Annotated in this window: 14 protein-coding genes and 1 pseudogene; 9 read left to right on the top strand and 6 right to left on the bottom strand. The window is 66.9% G+C overall.

Annotated features, from left to right (window positions below):
- Nucleotides 1-42: 42 nt before the first annotated feature.
- Nucleotides 43-453, top strand: coding sequence for a cupin domain-containing protein (locus F6X38_RS17850; protein ID WP_150972034.1), 411 nt, complete (start codon nt 43-45; stop codon nt 451-453).
- A gap of 233 nt (nt 454-686) precedes the next feature.
- Here F6X38_RS17850 and F6X38_RS17845 read toward each other — a convergent pair whose 3' ends face one another.
- Nucleotides 687-1625 carry a phytanoyl-CoA dioxygenase family protein gene (locus tag F6X38_RS17845; protein WP_150972032.1) on the bottom strand — a complete coding sequence of 313 codons (939 nt, stop codon included), beginning with the start codon at nt 1623-1625 and terminating at the stop codon, nt 687-689.
- A 127-nt stretch (nt 1626-1752) separates the two neighbouring features.
- Between F6X38_RS17845 and F6X38_RS17840 the strand changes: the two genes are divergently transcribed.
- Nucleotides 1753-2640 carry a helix-turn-helix domain-containing protein gene (locus F6X38_RS17840; protein ID WP_150972030.1) on the top strand — a complete coding sequence of 296 codons (888 nt, stop codon included), beginning with the start codon at nt 1753-1755 and terminating at the stop codon, nt 2638-2640.
- 347 nt (nt 2641-2987) lie between these two features.
- Here F6X38_RS17840 and F6X38_RS17835 read toward each other — a convergent pair whose 3' ends face one another.
- The 3 genes from F6X38_RS17835 to F6X38_RS17825 form a co-directional block, all read right to left on the bottom strand.
- The gene (locus F6X38_RS17835; RefSeq protein WP_150972028.1) at nt 2988-4832 is read right to left on the bottom strand and encodes a cation:proton antiporter domain-containing protein; all 1845 of its coding nucleotides are present in this window, start codon (nt 4830-4832) and stop codon (nt 2988-2990) included.
- 161 nt (nt 4833-4993) lie between these two features.
- Entirely contained in the window at nt 4994-5701 is a 708-nt protein-coding gene (locus F6X38_RS17830) for an SGNH/GDSL hydrolase family protein (RefSeq protein WP_150972026.1), read from the bottom strand.
- Nucleotides 5650-6786 carry an OpgC family protein gene (locus F6X38_RS17825; protein WP_161992814.1) on the bottom strand — a complete coding sequence of 379 codons (1137 nt, stop codon included), beginning with the start codon at nt 6784-6786 and terminating at the stop codon, nt 5650-5652. The genes F6X38_RS17830 and F6X38_RS17825 overlap by 52 nt, the downstream gene beginning before the upstream one ends.
- Before the next feature lie 217 nt (nt 6787-7003).
- Here F6X38_RS17825 and F6X38_RS17820 point away from each other — a divergent pair, with 217 nt between their 5' ends.
- Nucleotides 7004-7486 (top strand): hypothetical protein, encoded by a 483-nt coding sequence (locus F6X38_RS17820; RefSeq protein ID WP_150972023.1) that lies wholly within the window; start codon nt 7004-7006, stop codon nt 7484-7486.
- A gap of 129 nt (nt 7487-7615) precedes the next feature.
- Here the strand turns inward: F6X38_RS17820 and F6X38_RS17815 are convergent, their stop codons facing one another.
- A complete protein-coding gene (locus F6X38_RS17815) occupies nt 7616-8257 on the bottom strand; it encodes a hydrolase (protein ID WP_150972021.1) in 642 nt (213 codons plus the stop codon).
- A 152-nt stretch (nt 8258-8409) separates the two neighbouring features.
- Between F6X38_RS17815 and F6X38_RS17810 the strand changes: the two genes are divergently transcribed.
- From F6X38_RS17810 to F6X38_RS17795, 4 genes are all read left to right on the top strand, one after another.
- Nucleotides 8410-9303 carry a LysR family transcriptional regulator gene (locus F6X38_RS17810; RefSeq protein WP_150972019.1) on the top strand — a complete coding sequence of 298 codons (894 nt, stop codon included), beginning with the start codon at nt 8410-8412 and terminating at the stop codon, nt 9301-9303.
- A gap of 216 nt (nt 9304-9519) precedes the next feature.
- Nucleotides 9520-10455 carry a pirin family protein gene (locus tag F6X38_RS17805; protein ID WP_150972017.1) on the top strand — a complete coding sequence of 312 codons (936 nt, stop codon included), beginning with the start codon at nt 9520-9522 and terminating at the stop codon, nt 10453-10455.
- A gap of 95 nt (nt 10456-10550) precedes the next feature.
- Entirely contained in the window at nt 10551-11801 is a 1251-nt protein-coding gene (locus F6X38_RS17800) for a DUF5996 family protein (protein WP_150972015.1), read from the top strand.
- A 229-nt stretch (nt 11802-12030) separates the two neighbouring features.
- Nucleotides 12031-12864 (top strand): lytic transglycosylase domain-containing protein, encoded by an 834-nt coding sequence (locus F6X38_RS17795; protein WP_150972013.1) that lies wholly within the window; start codon nt 12031-12033, stop codon nt 12862-12864.
- Nucleotides 12865-13328: 464 nt separating this feature from the next.
- Here the strand turns inward: F6X38_RS17795 and F6X38_RS17790 are convergent, their stop codons facing one another.
- A complete protein-coding gene (locus F6X38_RS17790) occupies nt 13329-14192 on the bottom strand; it encodes a LysR family transcriptional regulator (RefSeq protein WP_150972011.1) in 864 nt (287 codons plus the stop codon).
- Here F6X38_RS17790 and F6X38_RS17785 point away from each other — a divergent pair.
- Nucleotides 14191-15408, top strand: a complete 1218-nt coding sequence (locus F6X38_RS17785; RefSeq protein WP_150972009.1) for a DMT family transporter — start codon at nt 14191-14193, stop codon at nt 15406-15408. The genes F6X38_RS17790 and F6X38_RS17785 overlap by 2 nt on opposite strands.
- Nucleotides 15401-16024 (top strand): annotated as a pseudogene (locus tag F6X38_RS24315) (MFS transporter); the annotation flags it as partial. The gene F6X38_RS17785 and the pseudogene F6X38_RS24315, both read left to right, overlap by 8 nt.
- Between the last annotated feature and the right edge of the window lie 118 nt (nt 16025-16142).

Below are 16142 nucleotides of genomic sequence, written 5' to 3'. Positions count from 1 at the left end.
ATGCATGACGTGCCATCGATTACGGCAACACGGAGACCAAGGATGACCTGCAAACGCGTCCGCCCGGCGGGCACCGAGCAAGGCAAGCAGGGACTGAGCTACTCGGTCGGCATTTCGGCGAAGACCGTCGGGGCGAAGGCCATCCACCTGCAGATCACAACGATCCCGCCCGGCGGCCGCGCCAAAGCGCACAAGCACGAGGGTCACGAGTCGGCAATCTACGGACTGCGGGGACGCTCGGGCTGCTGGTACGGCGAACGGCTGGAACACCATGCCTGGATCGAGGCTGGCGACTACTTCTACATCCCCGCCGACGTGCCCCACCTTCCCTACAATCCCAGCGGCGACGAACCGTGTCTCTGCATCGTCGCGCGCACCGACGCCGACGACCAGGAGAGCGTGACGCCGCTGCCGGACCTCGACGCCTTGATTCCCGATCGTCCGCCGACTTGACCTCCGTCGAACCGGACGGCTGCTTCGCATGGCGCATGCTCAATGCGCGACCAGCCGCTTACTGACCCAACCGGCTGCTCGCGACAGTTCCTGTTCGGGCCGATAGCTGACCGTCTGCTCTGGGGTTCGACAGGCGGATAAGCTGCCGATCAGCAAACGACCAAGGCGGGACGCGGAGGACGGCGCCGATATTTTGAATGTGAACGTCGTCCGCCGCAGTCGACCGTTGCGCTTTACCAGGCGTCCAGTCCGAGCAGCTTCCGGCCGAGGGGGGCGAGTTCGGCGGTGGAGGCGTTGCGCTTCTCCCAGTCGCGCGGATCGCCCGGGAAGGCGTCGCGCTGCGGATGGTCGAGTTCGCGCCAGAGGCGGATGCGCTCCTGCCGCTCCGCCGCGTTCCCATACTCGGCCGGATGCATCGAGATGTACTGCGCCATGCGGACCCGGTTGTCCGAATGGTTCGGCCGGACGCCGTGTGCTAGGAGCGAGTTGAAGATCATCAGATCGCCCGCCTCCATCTCGATGTTCTCGACGGCGTAGCCGGTCGTGTCGGGATGCATCGGATCGCGATCTTCCGGCTGCGTCTTCACCCATTCGTCGAAGTCGCGGAAGAGACCGGGCACGCACTGGAAGCCGCCGACGTCGCCGTCCTGGCGCTGGAGGCTGAGCACGCCCTGCACGCCGATCGGCAGCGGGCGGAGCGAGGTGTCGACGTCCCAGTGGATGAAGCCGTGCGGGCTGCCCTTCACCCGCTTCGGCGGGTTGAGATTCGCCCGGTCGATCGTCACCCACAGGTCCTCCCGGTCCCAGATGTCGACGAACGCGTCGTAGATCCGCCGCGCCTGGCGATTGTCCCAAAGGTACTGGTGGTTGTAGATCTCCACCATCCCGGTGTTGTTCAGCTCCTTCATCCTGTGTTCGCGGCGCTGCGGCGCGTACCAGGTGGTGGGATCGGCCGGGTCCTTCTCCTCGAAGCGCCACAGGAGGTCGACCAGCCGCGCGACGTTCTCCGCCGGCACCGCCCGGCGGACGATCACGTAGCCCTTCGTCGTCCAGTGTTGCCAGTCGGCCTCGGACAGGACGCGCAGCGGCAGGGTCTTCCGGATGTCCTTGAGCGGCGTCGTCGCCGCGGCGCTGGTCGGATGGCTGTCGAGGGGCGCATTGTCTGCGAGCATGGCGGTATCTCCCGTTGCGATGCCGGCATGATGGCAGGCGGGCCGCAGCCGGTGTTGTAGCGTCCCGGCCGGTTCCGGTACTATTCCGGCGTCCGGCGGTGCGGTTCCGGCGGCAGGCATCGAGACCATGCGCCCGCTCTTCGAGAAGCAGCCGATCCCCGACGGGCAATCCTGGCGGTTCTTCGACCGCCGGCTGGCGGACGGCATTCCGTTCATCTGGCACTATCACCGCGAATACGAGCTGACGCTGACGCTGAACAGCGTCGGGCAGCGCTTCGTCGGCGACCATGTCGGCCCCTACGGCGACCGCGATCTCGTGCTGCTCGGCCCCGACATCCCGCACACCTGGTCGTCGACGGCGAAGCTCGACGAGGCGGCGCCGCACGTCGCGCTGGTGATGTTCTTCCGGGCCGAATGGATCGACGGCCTGATGAAGGCAATGCCGGAACTGGCGCCGCTTAGCTCCATGCTGGCGGCCTCGCGCCGCGGCCTCCGCTTCTCCGCCGGTGCGATCGAAGCCGCACGTCCGGCGGTCGAGGCGATGCGCCACCTCGCCCCGGCGGCCCGCCTGTTCCGGCTGCTCGAACTCCTCGTCCTGCTGGCGGAGGATCGCGGCTGCGAGCCGCTGGCCAGTCCCGAAGCGCAGCAGTCGCCGCTGCCCGGCGACGAGCGGCCGAGGCTGGAGCGGGTGCTCGACCATATCCACGCGCACTACGGGCAACGCCTGCGGATCGACGATCTCGCCGACCTCGCGCATCTTAGCGCGTCCGGCCTTCATCGCATGTTCAAGCGCCATGTCGGGCAGACCGTCACCGATTATGTCGGGCAGCTGCGGATCGGCCGCGCCTGCCAGTTGCTGATCGCCTCCGACATGCCGATTGCTCACGTGGCGAGTGATGCCGGCTACGCGAACCTGTCGCTGTTTAACCGGCAGTTCCAGCGTGCGCGAGGCGAGACGCCGCGAAGCTTCCGTCGGAACTTCCGACGAGGGATGAGCTTCAAGAACATGAGGTGATGGTTCGCCTCCGAAGCTTCCGAACCAGAGCTTCTTCCCGAGTTTCCATCACCGCGAAGCGCTCTCGCAACGTTCGAAACGCCCCATGGCGTTCGCAGCAGCGGGCCGAAAGCCGACAGGCGGCTTTCGGGCGGTAGTGGAGGAAAGCGGACTTCCCGCCTATGACCCGATCTTGCCGTCGCGATGTGTTCAAAGGACATCTTGCGAGCTGACCGGGCGGGCGCACTTGGCGACGCTGTTGGCATACGCACCAACGCCGCCTTGCAGCCGCGCCGGCATTGCTCGCGAGGCCGACACTGTCGGACAAGAACTGATGCGGATCCTCGACACGCCACCCACCGCCGCCTCTAGGCCGCTGCGCCGGAGCCGATCCGCTCCACGATGGCGACCATCCCCTTCGCCAGTTCCCGCTCGCCCATGACGACGTGCCCGGCGCCGAGCTGGCGCAGATGCTCCACTTCCGCATCGAAATGGGCCCGCGCGACGATGTCGATCGACGGATTCGCCGCGCGCGCCTGCTCGACGATCTGGCCCGCATCGAACACGTTGGGGATCGCGATCACGATCGAGGTCGCGGCGCCGAGGTTCGCCAGAGCCAGCACGTCCGGCGCCGCGCCGTTGCCGATCACCATCTCGACGCCTTCCTGCCGCAGGCGCGCGACCCGCTCATCCGCGTCCTCGATGACGAGGAACGGCCGGCCGGCGGCGCGAAGGCCGGCGGCGACGATGCTGCCGACCCGCCCGTAGCCGACGAGGACGACGTGCCCGGCGAGGCGCGTCGGCTGCGCGTCGCCCTCGTCCGGCGGCGCGGGCGCGGTTTCCGCCGGTCCGTCCTCCGCTCGCTCCACCTCGACTGCCGCGCCCACGACCCGCACCCGGTCGATGGCGAGCTCGGGATGTTCCGGATCGGCGGGACGGTCGACTTCCGCCGTGGCGGCATGCGGCGCGGCGCGCACGATGCGCGCCTCGATCCGCGGCTTGGCGCGCTCGCAGATCCAGAAGACGAGCGGGTTGAGGATGATCGAGATGATCGCGCCGCCGAGGATCAGGTCGCGGCCCGCCTCGGGCAGGAGCCCGAGCCCGACGCCGAGTTCGGCCAGAATGAACGAGAACTCGCCGATCTGCGCGAGGCTCGCCGAAATGGTGAGCGCGGTGCCGATCGTCTTCCGGAACGCCAGCACGATGACGAAGGCGGCGACGGACTTGCCGACGACGATGATGAGAACCGTCGCCAGAACCGGCAGCGGCTCGCGAACGATGATCCAGGGGTCGAACAGCATGCCGACCGACACGAAGAACAGGACGGCGAAGGCATCGCGCAGCGGCAGGCTTTCGCGCGCCGCCTGGTGGCTGAGCTCGCTTTCCGCCAGCACCATGCCGGCGAAGAAGGCGCCGAGCGCCAGCGACACGCCGAAGAGCTGCGCGGCGCCGAAGGCGACGCCGAGCGCGATCGCCAGGACGCCGAGCCGGAACAGCTCGCGCGAGCCCGAATGCGCGATGCGATGGAGCACCCAGGGAATGGCGCGGCGGCCGATCACCAGCATCAGGCCGACGAACACCGCGACCTTGAGCAAGGTGATCGCGACCGTGCCGGCCAGGCCGATCTCGATGCCGAGAGTCCGGCCGACGACGGCAAGCAGCGGATCGTGCGACCCGGCCTCGCCGCCACCGATGCTGGCAGCTGCAGGAATAAGCACAAGGGCGAGGACCATCGCCAGGTCCTCGACGATCAGCCAGCCGACCGCGATCTTGCCCCGTTCGGTATCGATGAGGCGGCGGTCCTGCATCGCCTTCAGAAGAACCACCGTGGAGGCGACCGAAAGCGCCAGGCCGAAGACGAGGCTGCCGCCAGTCGGCCAGCCGAGCAGCCAGCCCAGCCCCCATCCGAGCAGGGTCGCGATGGCGATCTGCGCGAGCGCGCCGGGAACGGCGACGCCGCGGACCGAAAGGAGGTCCTTCAGCGAGAAGTGCAGGCCGACGCCGAACATCAGGAGGATGACGCCGATCTCCGCCAGTTCGGAGGCGAGGCCCTGGTCGGCGACGAAGCTCGGCGTGTGGGGCCCGACCAGGACGCCGGCGACGAGATAACCGACGAGCGGCGGAAGCCTGAAGCGATTGGCCAACGCTCCGAGGAGGAAGGCCAGCACGAGGCCGCCGACGATCGTCGAGATCAGGGGCGTGGCATGGGGCACAAGGCTCCTCCGGCGTCAGACGAGCCGAAAGCACGTCGGGGGTGGGTTTCACGGCTTTAGAGGCGGAACCCGCATCGTTCCAGCCGGCAGGTCCCGGGGCCGTCGTCCTTGCCGGAACCCTAGCGTGGCAGACGCGACAACCGCGAGAAGGGTTCGATCGATCAGCGGATCGAACGCGAGATCGCCTCGGCCATGAGATCGAGCGTGCAGGGCGCCTGGTCGACATACGGAGCCCCGCGGCTCGGTCGCTCCGACAGGAAGCGCGTGAACGCATAGCGGCGGATGAGGGGCACGCGCTCGGCCTTCGCGGTCGCCTCGATCTCGGCGATGTATGGCCCGTAGATGCTTTCGTGCCGCACCTTCGGCACGAACGGCGGGTCGATCAGCAGCAGATCCGAGCCCGCATCCTCGACCCACTCCGATGCCCGATCCAGGGTATCGCCGAACTCCTCCACGTCGCTGGCGGCCAGCGCATCGCGTACCCCGACCTGCCAAACCACGAGATCCGGATCGGTCTGCGCCGTGATGGTGCGTAGGCTGCGCGCGTCATCCTCGACGAGTCCGGCCGACAGCACGGAGTCGACCTCGAACCGAATGCCGGGCATCCGCCGCTTCAACGCGACCTGCAAGGATGCTTCCGGCACGTCCGAGGAAGCCAGCACGAGGATGCGAACCGGCTGCCGGTGCGCGACGAGATTCTCCGTGTGATCGAGGTCGCCGGACAGCCGGAGATACGGGTCGGGGGCACCGCAAGCGACCACCGCACCGCTTGCCGCCAATTGCGCGGTGGCACCACCGGTGACGGCGAGGGCCGCGGTCAGAGCGACCGCCGCGACGCGGCAGGCGAGGTTCGTTGCGATCGATGCCATTCCAGCACTCCGGCGAGAATGATTTGGGCGAGTATGCCGGATGTGACCAGCATCACGTCGATGGAAAGCGCGCCGCCGGTTTGCGTGCGGATCATCTGGCCGGCGATGGCCCAGACCGTGCCGAGGCAGAACACCGGCAGCGAATGCCGACCGAGGATCAGCAGCGGCTTCATCACCTCGCTGGCTCGCAACCAACGCTCCATCGGTAGCAGCGACAGGACGCAGGCCAGCGCCAGCACATGAAGCAACCGGGGCAGGTAGAGGTTCGTCTTGTCGAAGTCCCAGATGAAGCGCGGTAGCCATTGCGGGTTCCAGCTCGGATAGAAGCCGCTGACAATCCAGACAGCAGCAACCGCCACGTAGGCGGCCGCACTCCAACGGAGCGGCCGCGTGATCGATATCGTCCGGCCGCTGGCGATCGCGTCGCCGATCAGGATGCCGATCACGAACAGCAACTGCCAGCACAAGGGGTTCAGGAACCACCAGCCGTCCGCCGGGAAAGTCGACAGGTTCAGCCAGAACAGTTGCGCGACGACATAGAGGCCGGCCGAGGCGAGAAGCAGGGTGCGCGGGCCGTGGCGGCTGAGAAGCCAGAAGGCAGCGGGCGCGCCGAGCAGCAGCACGATGTAGAGCGGCAGGATGTTGAGGTAGGCCGGTTGCAGACCGAGCGTCGCCAGCCCAACGAGGCCCGGCACGGTGTCGTTGATCAGGATGTCGAGGTGCAGCATCTCGTAGAAGCGCAGATCCCCGGTGATCGCCACCGAGCGCGCGATCACCGCGGCGCAGAGCACGATCAGGACGATCTGCGCCATGTAGAGCTGAAACGCCCGCTGCACGATCCGGAACGTCCCGCTAACCGCTTCGCCGCGCCGAAACAGCGGCAGGTAGACGAAGGCCGCCGCGACGCCGGCCAGCAGCACGAACACCTCGGTCGCGTCGGAGAAGCCGAAGTTCTTGTGCGTCAGGTGCTCGAAGACATTGCCGGGCATGTGGTTGACGAAGATCGACAAGAGCGCGAGCCCGCGCCAGAAGTCGACGGTCAGGACCCGACTGGGCGAGCGCTCCGGTTGAGGGGCAATCGTCAAATGCTTCGTCCAGTTCGCTGAAGGGCGACGGCCCGCGTGGCGGTCCCGCTCCGGAATAACCCTATCCCGTCGGGCTCTGACGGCGTCAACACGAAAAGGTCAGGGCTGCCTTGCAGCATCGGCACTTTGCACGGCCGCCCACATGGCACAGGTTCGGTCGCGGGCGACGTTGTAAATGCCGTCGTCCGATGCAACGCCGCTCGTCCAAGGAGAACCGATGGTTCGTCTTCGCCGCGCCGCCCGGCCTACGCTCGCTATCCTCTCGTCGGCAGTCCTTTCGGCATGCGCTACCTCGCACAGCTTCAACGACGTCGAGGTCGCCAGATCCGCATTGCTCGGCTTCACGCAGGAGGACATTCGGATGTGTGCGGGCTTTCCCAGCCGCACGTCCGAGGACGGCAACACCGCGATCTGGAGCTACGAGTCGACCGAGCGCTCGGGCGGCGTGAACCTGTCGGCGCCGATCTTCTTCGGGGCGGCAAGCACCAATCTCAGCCTGCCGTCGGGCGGTTCGTGCCGGGCGCAGTTCCGCTTCGTGGACGGTCTCGTTGACCGGATCGCCTACGCCGGCGACAACGACAGCGCCCGGGGTCGCGACACGCTATGCACACCGATCGTCGATGATTGCCTAACGTACGGTCGCTCTTACGGAAAGGGTAGATACGCAGAAAAGCAACGCCCGCCTCCAAATGCCGACTGACGCTCGAGAGCCACGCCTCGCCGCCGCAACGGGGTGGACGTGCTTCGCGATCAGCCACCTTCCTTCGCGTAGTCCGGAAAGTCCTCGATGGCGCGTCGCCGAACCGATGTCATCAACTCAGCCATCGCCTCAGCCGACCGGGGTGTTGAGGAGTTGTTGTTCCCACAGGTAGGCGATGCCGCTGCCGGCGGCATGCTGCAGCATCACCTCGTTGAGCGCGGCGGCCGTTTCGCTGCGAGCCCAGTCACGCTGCCATTCGGCCGCCAGCGCCATCCATGTCATCATGTTCGCACCGGCCGCAATCATTCGCTGGATGGCCACCTCGTGCGCTTCGGCGGAGGTGCCGCCGGATGCGTCGGTAATCACCGTCACGTCCCAGCCTTCGCCGAGCGCCTGGATTGCCGGCATGGCAACGCAGATCTCCGTCCAAAGCCCGGCGATGATCAGTTGCTTGCGGCCCGTCGCCTTGACCGCGTCCACGACCTTCGGGTCTTCCCAAGTGTTGATGAAGGTCCGGTCGATGACGTCCTGTCCCGGAAACACATCGGTGATTTGGGGAAAGATCCGACCGCCACGATCGGCAATCACGCTGGTCAGAATGGTCGGCACGCCGAAGACCTTCGCGGACTTCGCCAAGGCAGTCGCGTTGTTCACCGCCGTGTGCGGGTCGTGGCTGTTCAAGTTCGTCAGCTGGTACGGCTGGTGGTCGATCAGGACGAGGACGGAGTCTTCGGGCCGAAGCAGCGAAGCGAGTCCGTTGCGATAGGTCATGATGGAGTCCTGTTCTGTCGGTACGAGTGGAGTTCGGGTTCGAGAACGGCGGCCGATCTCGGTGCCGCGTCCGGAGCGGGTATTGCCGTTCCACCAGCCGCTGCGGTAGCGCCGTCCGGCGACAAGCTGTGTCGCGGAACGGGGAACGCGCCGTGGACGTCGAGGATCTCGCGACATTCGTCGAAGTCGCCGATGCCGGCGGCGTCTCGGCCGCCGCACGCCGGCTTGGGCTATCCAAATCGATCGTCAGCCGGCGGCTGTTCAGGCTCGAGGCGGAACTCGGCGTTCAGCTCCTGGCGCGCACCACCCGCGGCGCGGCGCTGACGGAAGCCGGCGTCACCTTCAGGGATCATGCCGCCAGGGTCGGTGCCGAGCTCGACTCGGCGCGGGATGCGATCCTGCCCGACGGCGATCTGCGCGGCCGCATGCGCGTCGCCATGCCATTGTCGTTCGGCCCGACGCACTTCGCGCCCGTGCTGGCCGAGATGGCCCGGCGCCATCCGCGGCTGCAGATCCATACCGTCTACAGCGACCGTTTCGTCGACCTCATCGGCGAGGGCTTCGACTGCGCGATCCGGGTCGGATACCTGCGCGACTCCAACCTTGTCGCACGCCGCATCGGCTCGATCTATGGCAAGCTCGTCGCGAGCCCGGACTACATCGCGGCGCACGGCGCGCCCGAAATGCCCCATGATATCGCCGCCCACGAGGCGCTGCTGCAGGGCACCGAAGCCTGGCAGTTCATGGACGGCGGCGCGGTCGTCACGGTGAACCCTCAGGGACGCTTCAAGGCGGACAACGGCATCGCGCTCGCCGTGGCGGCGGCCGCCGGCCTCGGCCTCGCCTGGCTTCCCGATTGCGTCGTCTACGACCACGTGGCCGCCGGCGCGCTCGTGCCGATCATGACGGGCTACCCGCCGCCGACGGCTGGCGCCTACGTGATCCGACCGCCGGGCCGGCACCCCGAGCGCAAGGTCCGCCTTCTCACCGAACTCCTGATCGAACTCTTCGAGACCGACCCGCGCTTCGCCGAGATCGGCCGATAGCGCGGACGGCACGCCTCGCGGTTCACCGCCAGCGTTCCGTATTTTGCGATACGGTTGCGCGCGTTCCACGGCTAGCGGCGCCAGCCCTTGCTCGCTAGGTCCGGCCGTCCGACGGCTTCTGCAACTGCTTCGATGATGCCTGTCTGTTGGAGTCGGCACTTGTCGAACCCACAGGCGTCGAAGCAGGGTTCGGCAATACGAGAGGTGGAAACGCGCATGAGCTGGAACCCTGCGGTCGAGCCGGGCTGTCCCGACGAGGTCGGCATCGATGCGATCGAAACGCTGATCGTGCCGCGCTCGCGTGACATCGGCGGCTTCGAAGTCCGGCGTGCCCTGCCGGCGCCGAAGCGCCAGATGGTCGGGCCGTTCATCTTCTTCGACCAGGCCGGGCCGGCCGAGTTCCTGACCGGCCAAGGCATCGACGTGCGCCCCCACCCGCATATCGGGCTCGGCACCGTCACCTACCTTTTCCGTGGCGACTTCCATCATCGCGACAGCACCGGCGCCGACCAGGTCATCCGTCCCGGCGCACTGAACTGGATGGTCGCCGGGCGCGGCGTTTCGCATTCGGAGCGAACCTCCGCCGAGAGCCGGAGCGGACCGCACAGCCTGCTCGGCATTCAGACCTGGCTGGCGCTGCCCGAGAGCCATGAGGACGTAGCACCCAGCTTCGAACACTACGGGAAGGAGACGCTGCCGGTCATCGAGAGCGGGGGCGTCTCGGTCCGGCTCATTCTCGGGAGCGCCTACGGTGCGGTCGCCCCAGCGACGCTGTTCTCGCAGGCCTTCTACGCCGACGTGAAGCTTGAGGCGGACGCCCGCCTGCCGCTGCCGGACGATCACGAGGACCGGGGCGTCTACATCGTCGAGGGCTCGATCCGGATCGCCGGGCAGGACTTCGAGGCGCCGCAGATGATGGTGTTCCGCCCCGGCGACCGGATCACGGTGGCCGCCGGCGACAGGGGCGCACGGCTGATGATCCTTGGCGGTGCGACGCTTGCCGGACCACGCTACATCTGGTGGAACTTCGTCGCTTCTTCCCAAGAGCGCATCGAGGCGGCCAAGGCCGAATGGCGCGCCGCGAACTGGGGCGTGGGGCGCTTCGATCTGCCGCCCTTCGACCGCGACGAGCACATCCCGCTGCCGGACTGACCGGCGCGGACGAGACGATCCTCGAACCTGACTGGGCGTTCGGGGGCCGCATCAAAAAGGCCGCAGACTGGCCGAAGGCTGACGGAGGAAACGCGATGAACGAGTGGCCCCCCCTCGATTACGTCGGCTGGCGCGAGACGTGCTCGGCGCTGCACCTTTACCTGCAGGTCGCAGGCAAGTACCGGCTGGCGCATACGCCGTGGCTCAACCATTCCTGGCACGCGACCTTCTACGTGACACCGACCGGACTCACCTCGTCACCGATCCTCGACGGTTCGGGCATCGAGATCACGTTCGATTTCCACGATCATATTGTCTTGGGCACAAGTGGGGACGGCCGCCGCGCCTCGCTCGCGCTCGGGCCTACCACGGTCGCGGCGTTCCACGCCGACTTCATGCAGCTGGTCGCGGAACTCGGCGGCACGCCAACCTTCGACGGAAGCCCGAACGAGGTGTCAAACCCCGTACCGTTTGCGGAAGATCACCGCGACCGGCCCTACGACCGCGACGCCGTGGAGCGTTTCCACCGGGCGCTGATGGCGGTCGACCGGGTGTTCAAGCAGTTCCGCACCGCGTTTCTTGGCAAAGCCAGTCCGGTACACCTGTTCTGGGGCAGCTTCGATCTGGCTGTCACCCGCTTCTCGGGGCGGCGAGCGCCGCTGCATGGCGGCGGCATCCCGGCGCTGCCGGACGACGTGGCGCAGGAAGCCTACGACCGCGAGGTGTCCTCGGCCGGCTTCTGGCCGGGCGGCGGCGGCATCGACTACGCCGCCTTCTACGCATACGCCTATCCTGCGCCGAACGGGTTTCGGGCAGCCACGGTTCAACCCGAGGCGGCCTTCTGGCACGAGGGTCTGTCGGAGTTCGTCCTGCCCTACGAGGCGGTGCAGGCGGCGGCCGATCCCGACGCGGCGCTTCTGGCGTTTCTCGGCTCGATCTACGAGGCCACCGCCGATGCGGGTGGCTGGGATCGCGAGCTCCTGGAGTGCGCGGAAGGACGGCCGGGCCGGGTGCGGCCGGCAAGCCCGGAACTGCCGAAGACCGCTTCGCCCTCGGCCGACGAGCCAGTCGAGCGCGAGGATGGCGCCGCGAAGGGGCGCTACAAGCTCATGGTCGAGGGGATCGAAGCCGAGATGACCTACAGCCGGGCCGGCGAGAAGCTGCTCATCATCGACCACACCGAGGTGCCGGCGGCGCTGCGCGGCCGCAAGGTCGGCGAGCGGCTGGTGCGCCAGGCGGTCGAGGATGCCCGGCGCGACGGCGTCGCGATCATCCCGCTCTGCCCGTTCGCCAAAGCCCAGATCGACCGCCATCCCGAATGGCAGGACGTCCTGCGCCGATCATGATGCGGTAGGTTGGAAGCTACGCTTCGTTCCAACACGTTCCGGCGGTACAGACTATTACTCGGTCCGGGCCGGAAAGCCGACTGACTGCTTTCGGGTACGAGCGGTTGGAAAACTGCCGTACGGCTTCCGAAGCGGGAGGGGAAAGCGGCGTCGGTGGACGTCTCAATGCATCAGTAGGCATCGATCGGCTACGTTGGTGCCAGAGCATGGCGGACATTTCCGGAGGACGATGCTGCGCACACCTGTCGTCTTCGGCCTTGCCTTGATCGTCGCGGTCGCCGCAGGCGGGGTGTGCCGGGCGGACGAGACGTCGCGGGCCTTCATTTGCTCGATGATCGACGGCGCGGCGGCGCGGCATGCGCTGCCGGCCGCCTTTCTGACCCGTCTCATCTGGCGCGAAAGCAGCTTCCGGTCCGGCGTGCGCAGCCGTGCGGGCGCGCAGGGCATCGCGCAGTTCACGCCCGCCACGGCCGGCGAACGCGGACTTGTGGACCCGTTCGACCCAGAAGCGGCGATCCCCGCCTCGGCCTCCTATCTTGCGGATCTCAAGGGGCGCTTCGGCAGCCTTGAACTCGCGGCCGCCGCCTACAACGCCGGCCCCAATCGGATCGCCAGGTGGAGGAACGGACAGGCCAGCCTTCCCGACGAGACGCGCGCCCATGTCCGCTTCATCACCGGCACGGATCTCGCCGCTCCGGATGATGATGCTTCCACACAGCCGGACCCTCTGGTCGCCGACTGCCTCACGACCCTCGCAAGCCTGCGCGTCGAGGATGCGCCGTCCTCAGGCGGCGCGCTGGCGGAAGCGACGCTGCCTTGGGGAGTCCAACTCGTGGCCGGACCCAGGAAGGCGAAAGCGCTGCAGGACTATGCGATCCTGCAGCGGCAATATGCGAGCGTCCTCGCCGACCACGATCCGACGGTGATCGCGACGAGGCTCGGGGGCAGGGGCAATCGATCCTACTACAGGATCCGCATCGCCTTCGAACGGCGGACTTCGGCCGACGGCCTATGCCGGCAGATGCGCAAGGCCGGCGCCGCGTGCCTCACCGTCCGGAACTAGATCCTATCTCCGGGACCTCCTTGCAGCCTTCGTGGCAACCGCGTCGGGGCCTGGTTGTGTCATCGGATCGAGTGGGCGATCGCGTCACCCAGTAGATCCAATGTGCATGGTGCCTGGTCGATGGTCAGGAGGGCTCGGATCGGCGCCAACGCGGACAGCCCCGCGCCTTCGATCGCGATGCGGCGCTCGACAAAGCGGTAAGGTTGTTCTGGCCGCTTTGATAGCCATTCAACGGTCTATTCCCGGGAAAAGAGATAGAGGCTGGAGCCAGCCCGTGCTGGATGGCGATCTTCCAACTCGCTGCCAGCGCGGACGGTCCGGCCGCCAGGCATGGGAAGGACGGGCCGGAAGCCGCCGGTCCGCTTAACGGCGGTATCGCGAGAAAGCTGACCTTCGCGTTACGACCCAATATCGCTGGAGGGGGCCAGCTTGTGGCGTCTTCGGAAGCAGACTTCCACGGAACGCTACGCGAACTGTTCGAATGATTTTTGCAGAGCCTCCGCCATGCCCTCGACGGCCGCGTTCGCCAGTCGAGGGTTGCGCTTGAGAACGACCCGCGACGCATCGATCTGGCTGAATCCCTCGTCCGCCGTCAGTTCCCGGCACCCGACGGGGATGTTGCTGCGCGATAGCGGCGTGATGGCCAATCCGGAGGAGACCGCAAGTTTCAAGCCGCCGCTCGTATCGCTGGTGTAGACCACCCGGTAGGGCGCGTTGCGCTTCTCCAGCGACTTCAGCGCGAAGTCCGTGCACCAGCCTGAGTTCGTGTACAGCGCGATCGGCAACGGTGTCCGTTTGTGCATCCCGTAGGCATCGGACGTCGTCCAGACCGTCGGGTCGATCATCAGGACTTCGGCATCGGACCGGTCCTGCCAGTCGAACACAACGGCGAGGTCGAGATCGCCACGGTCGATGCCCGCCATGTTGCCGTCCGAACGGCCATAGCGGGCGGTGATGTCGACGCTCGGGTGCAGCCTCGCGAACTTGCTGAGCGCCTGGCCGAGAACGGCATGGCCGTATTCCTCCGGAAGCCCGATGCGGACGCGGCCCTGGAGCGCCGGTGTCCTGAACGCGCCGGCGGTCTCGTCGAGCAGAGAGACCACCCTGCGGGCGTTTTCCAGAAGCTCACGTCCCGACTGGGTCAACCGCACGCCTCGCGGGCCACGCTCGAAGAGCGAATGCCCGATCAGCTCCTCAAGACGCTTGATCTGCAAGCTGACGGCGGACTGCGTGCGACCGACGATACCGGCGGCTCGCGTGAAGCTCCCGGTATCGTGGACGGCGACGAAAGTGCGAAGCAGATCACTCTCCAACACTACAGCCTCCATGAGCACGGCTTATGGGAGCAATTTGCTAAATTCGTTTTCTCAATGTCAACGGCCGGGGCTATCTGAATGTCAGACCCGTCGATCGGCGATCCGCAATGTTCATTTCAGCCTTGTTCAAACTCGAGCTGAGGATCCCCCCACCGCCGCTCGGATGGCTCCTTCCGGAAAGGGATGCGGCACTCGAGGAACTCATCCTGCGGAAGGACGACCGCATGCTCGACGATGCCGGCTTATCAAGGTACCAAGCGATGGGCGTCAGCCGTTACATGTGGTCGGAACTCAGGCGCGGTCGGCCGTGACGAAACGCAGCTCCGCGATCACCGGCAGCACGGCGGCGCGAGGCGCCACGATGGTCCTGATTGCCACGGTCGCCTGGAGTTTCGCCGGGGTCTTCACCCGATCGCTGACGCTCGACGTCATGACGACCGTGGCGCTCCGGGCTCTGGCCGGCGGCACGATGCTGTTCCTGGCGATGCTTCTTCGGCGTGGCCCCGGAGCGTTCGGGGATCTGATCGCCATAGGCCGCGTCGGCTGGTTCGCGGTCGTGCTTAGCGCCGTCGCCCAGGCTGCGACGACCGCCGGACTGTTCATGACCAGCGTCGCGCACGTCACCGTCATCTACGCGACGTGCCCGTTCCTCGCGGCGATCATCGCGCGCCTCTGGCTCGGCGAGGTCATCCCGCGGGCGACGCTCCTTGCCATCGTCGCGTCGATCTCGGGCGTTCTCGTGGTCATGTCGGCATCGACCGCCTCCGGTACGCTCGTCGGCGACGCGGTTGCGTTGGTGATGACGCTCTCGTTCGCAACAATCATCGTCCTGTCGAAGGCGCACCCCGACCTCAGGCTGTTCGAAGTGACGATCGTCAGCGCCTTCCTGACTTTCGGCCTGTTCATCCCCTTCGCCAGCGACGTGAACCTCGACGCCGCGAACGTCGCGATCGTCTCTGCGTACGGGCTGACCAACATGGTCGTCGCGTTCTTCCTGTTCATCAAGGGCGCGCGCCACATCCCCGCGGCGACGAGTGGGCTGATCGTCACGCTCGAGATCGTCCTCTCGCCGTTATGGGTCTGGCTGTTCTTCGACGAGACCGTCGATGCTGCCACCTTCCTCGGAGGCGCGATTGTCCTGGCCGCGGTCATCGGACACCTCGTTCATTCGCTCTCCAGAGGTGCGCGGATCCCCGTTCCGGCGTTGATCGAACAGGGCCATGGATAGCGGCCTCGGCAGGGCGGGCGCCCGGCGGGCAAGCGAGAGCGGAGATGCTTCGTTGCTGGTGCCGGTGACGGTGGCACTCGCCAACTTCATGACGGGTCTCGACCAGAGCGTGATCGTCACAGCCCTACCAGCCATAAGCCTGAGCCTGCATGCGACGCCCTCGGCACTCGGTCTTGCCGTCACCGCCTATCTGGCAGCGCTGGTGATCGCCTTGCCGCTCGGAGGCTGGGCGTCCGAGCGCTTCGGCATGCGGAATGCCTATTGCCTTGCGGTGCTGGCCTTCACGCTGGCCTCGGTGCTGTGCGGCCTCGCGCAAACCCAGCCGCAGCTGGTCGCGGCACGGCTGCTTCAGGGAATGGGCGGTGCGCTGATGGGAACGATCGGACAGGTGGCGATCCTTCGCAGCTTCGCCCGACATCGTACGCTGAAGATCAACACCTTCACCTCCCTGGCGAGCCAGATGGCGCCGATGGTCGGCCCCATCATCGGCGGTCTGTTGACGACCTATGTCTCGTGGCGGTGGATCTTCTTCGTCAATCTGCCGGCGGGCGTCCTCGTCCTAATCATGGCCACCCGGCTCTTCCCTCGTCCGGCGCAAACATTGTCTCGGCCGTTCGACGCGATCGGCTTCCTGCCTGGCGGCACGGGCACGGCGTTACTCGTCTTCGGGATGAGCGGCCTCGCCGACAGTGGCCTTGCAGGATGGCTCGCGGCGACTCGGCTACTGGTGGCCG

The sequence above is a fragment of the Plantimonas leprariae genome (assembly GCF_008802405.1).
Taxonomy (GTDB): domain Bacteria; phylum Pseudomonadota; class Alphaproteobacteria; order Rhizobiales; family Rhizobiaceae; genus Plantimonas; species Plantimonas leprariae.
This window is presented reverse-complemented; position numbering and strand designations above follow the sequence as displayed.

Excerpts from the sequence above, each read along its gene's own strand:
- F6X38_RS17850 (WP_150972034.1), top strand. The coding sequence starts at position 43 with ATGACCTGCAAACGCGTCCGCCCGGCGGGCACCGAGCAAGGCAAGCAG.
- F6X38_RS17845 (WP_150972032.1), bottom strand. The coding sequence starts at position 1,625 with ATGCTCGCAGACAATGCGCCCCTCGACAGCCATCCGACCAGCGCCGCG.
- F6X38_RS17840 (WP_150972030.1), top strand. The coding sequence starts at position 1,753 with ATGCGCCCGCTCTTCGAGAAGCAGCCGATCCCCGACGGGCAATCCTGG.
- F6X38_RS17830 (WP_150972026.1), bottom strand. The coding sequence starts at position 5,701 with ATGGCATCGATCGCAACGAACCTCGCCTGCCGCGTCGCGGCGGTCGCT.
- F6X38_RS17820 (WP_150972023.1), top strand. The coding sequence starts at position 7,004 with ATGGTTCGTCTTCGCCGCGCCGCCCGGCCTACGCTCGCTATCCTCTCG.
- F6X38_RS17815 (WP_150972021.1), bottom strand. The coding sequence starts at position 8,257 with ATGACCTATCGCAACGGACTCGCTTCGCTGCTTCGGCCCGAAGACTCC.
- F6X38_RS17805 (WP_150972017.1), top strand. The coding sequence starts at position 9,520 with ATGAGCTGGAACCCTGCGGTCGAGCCGGGCTGTCCCGACGAGGTCGGC.
- F6X38_RS17800 (WP_150972015.1), top strand. The coding sequence starts at position 10,551 with ATGAACGAGTGGCCCCCCCTCGATTACGTCGGCTGGCGCGAGACGTGC.
- F6X38_RS17795 (WP_150972013.1), top strand. The coding sequence starts at position 12,031 with ATGCTGCGCACACCTGTCGTCTTCGGCCTTGCCTTGATCGTCGCGGTC.
- F6X38_RS17785 (WP_150972009.1), top strand. The coding sequence starts at position 14,191 with ATGAGCACGGCTTATGGGAGCAATTTGCTAAATTCGTTTTCTCAATGT.
- F6X38_RS17790 (WP_150972011.1), bottom strand. The coding sequence starts at position 14,192 with ATGGAGGCTGTAGTGTTGGAGAGTGATCTGCTTCGCACTTTCGTCGCC.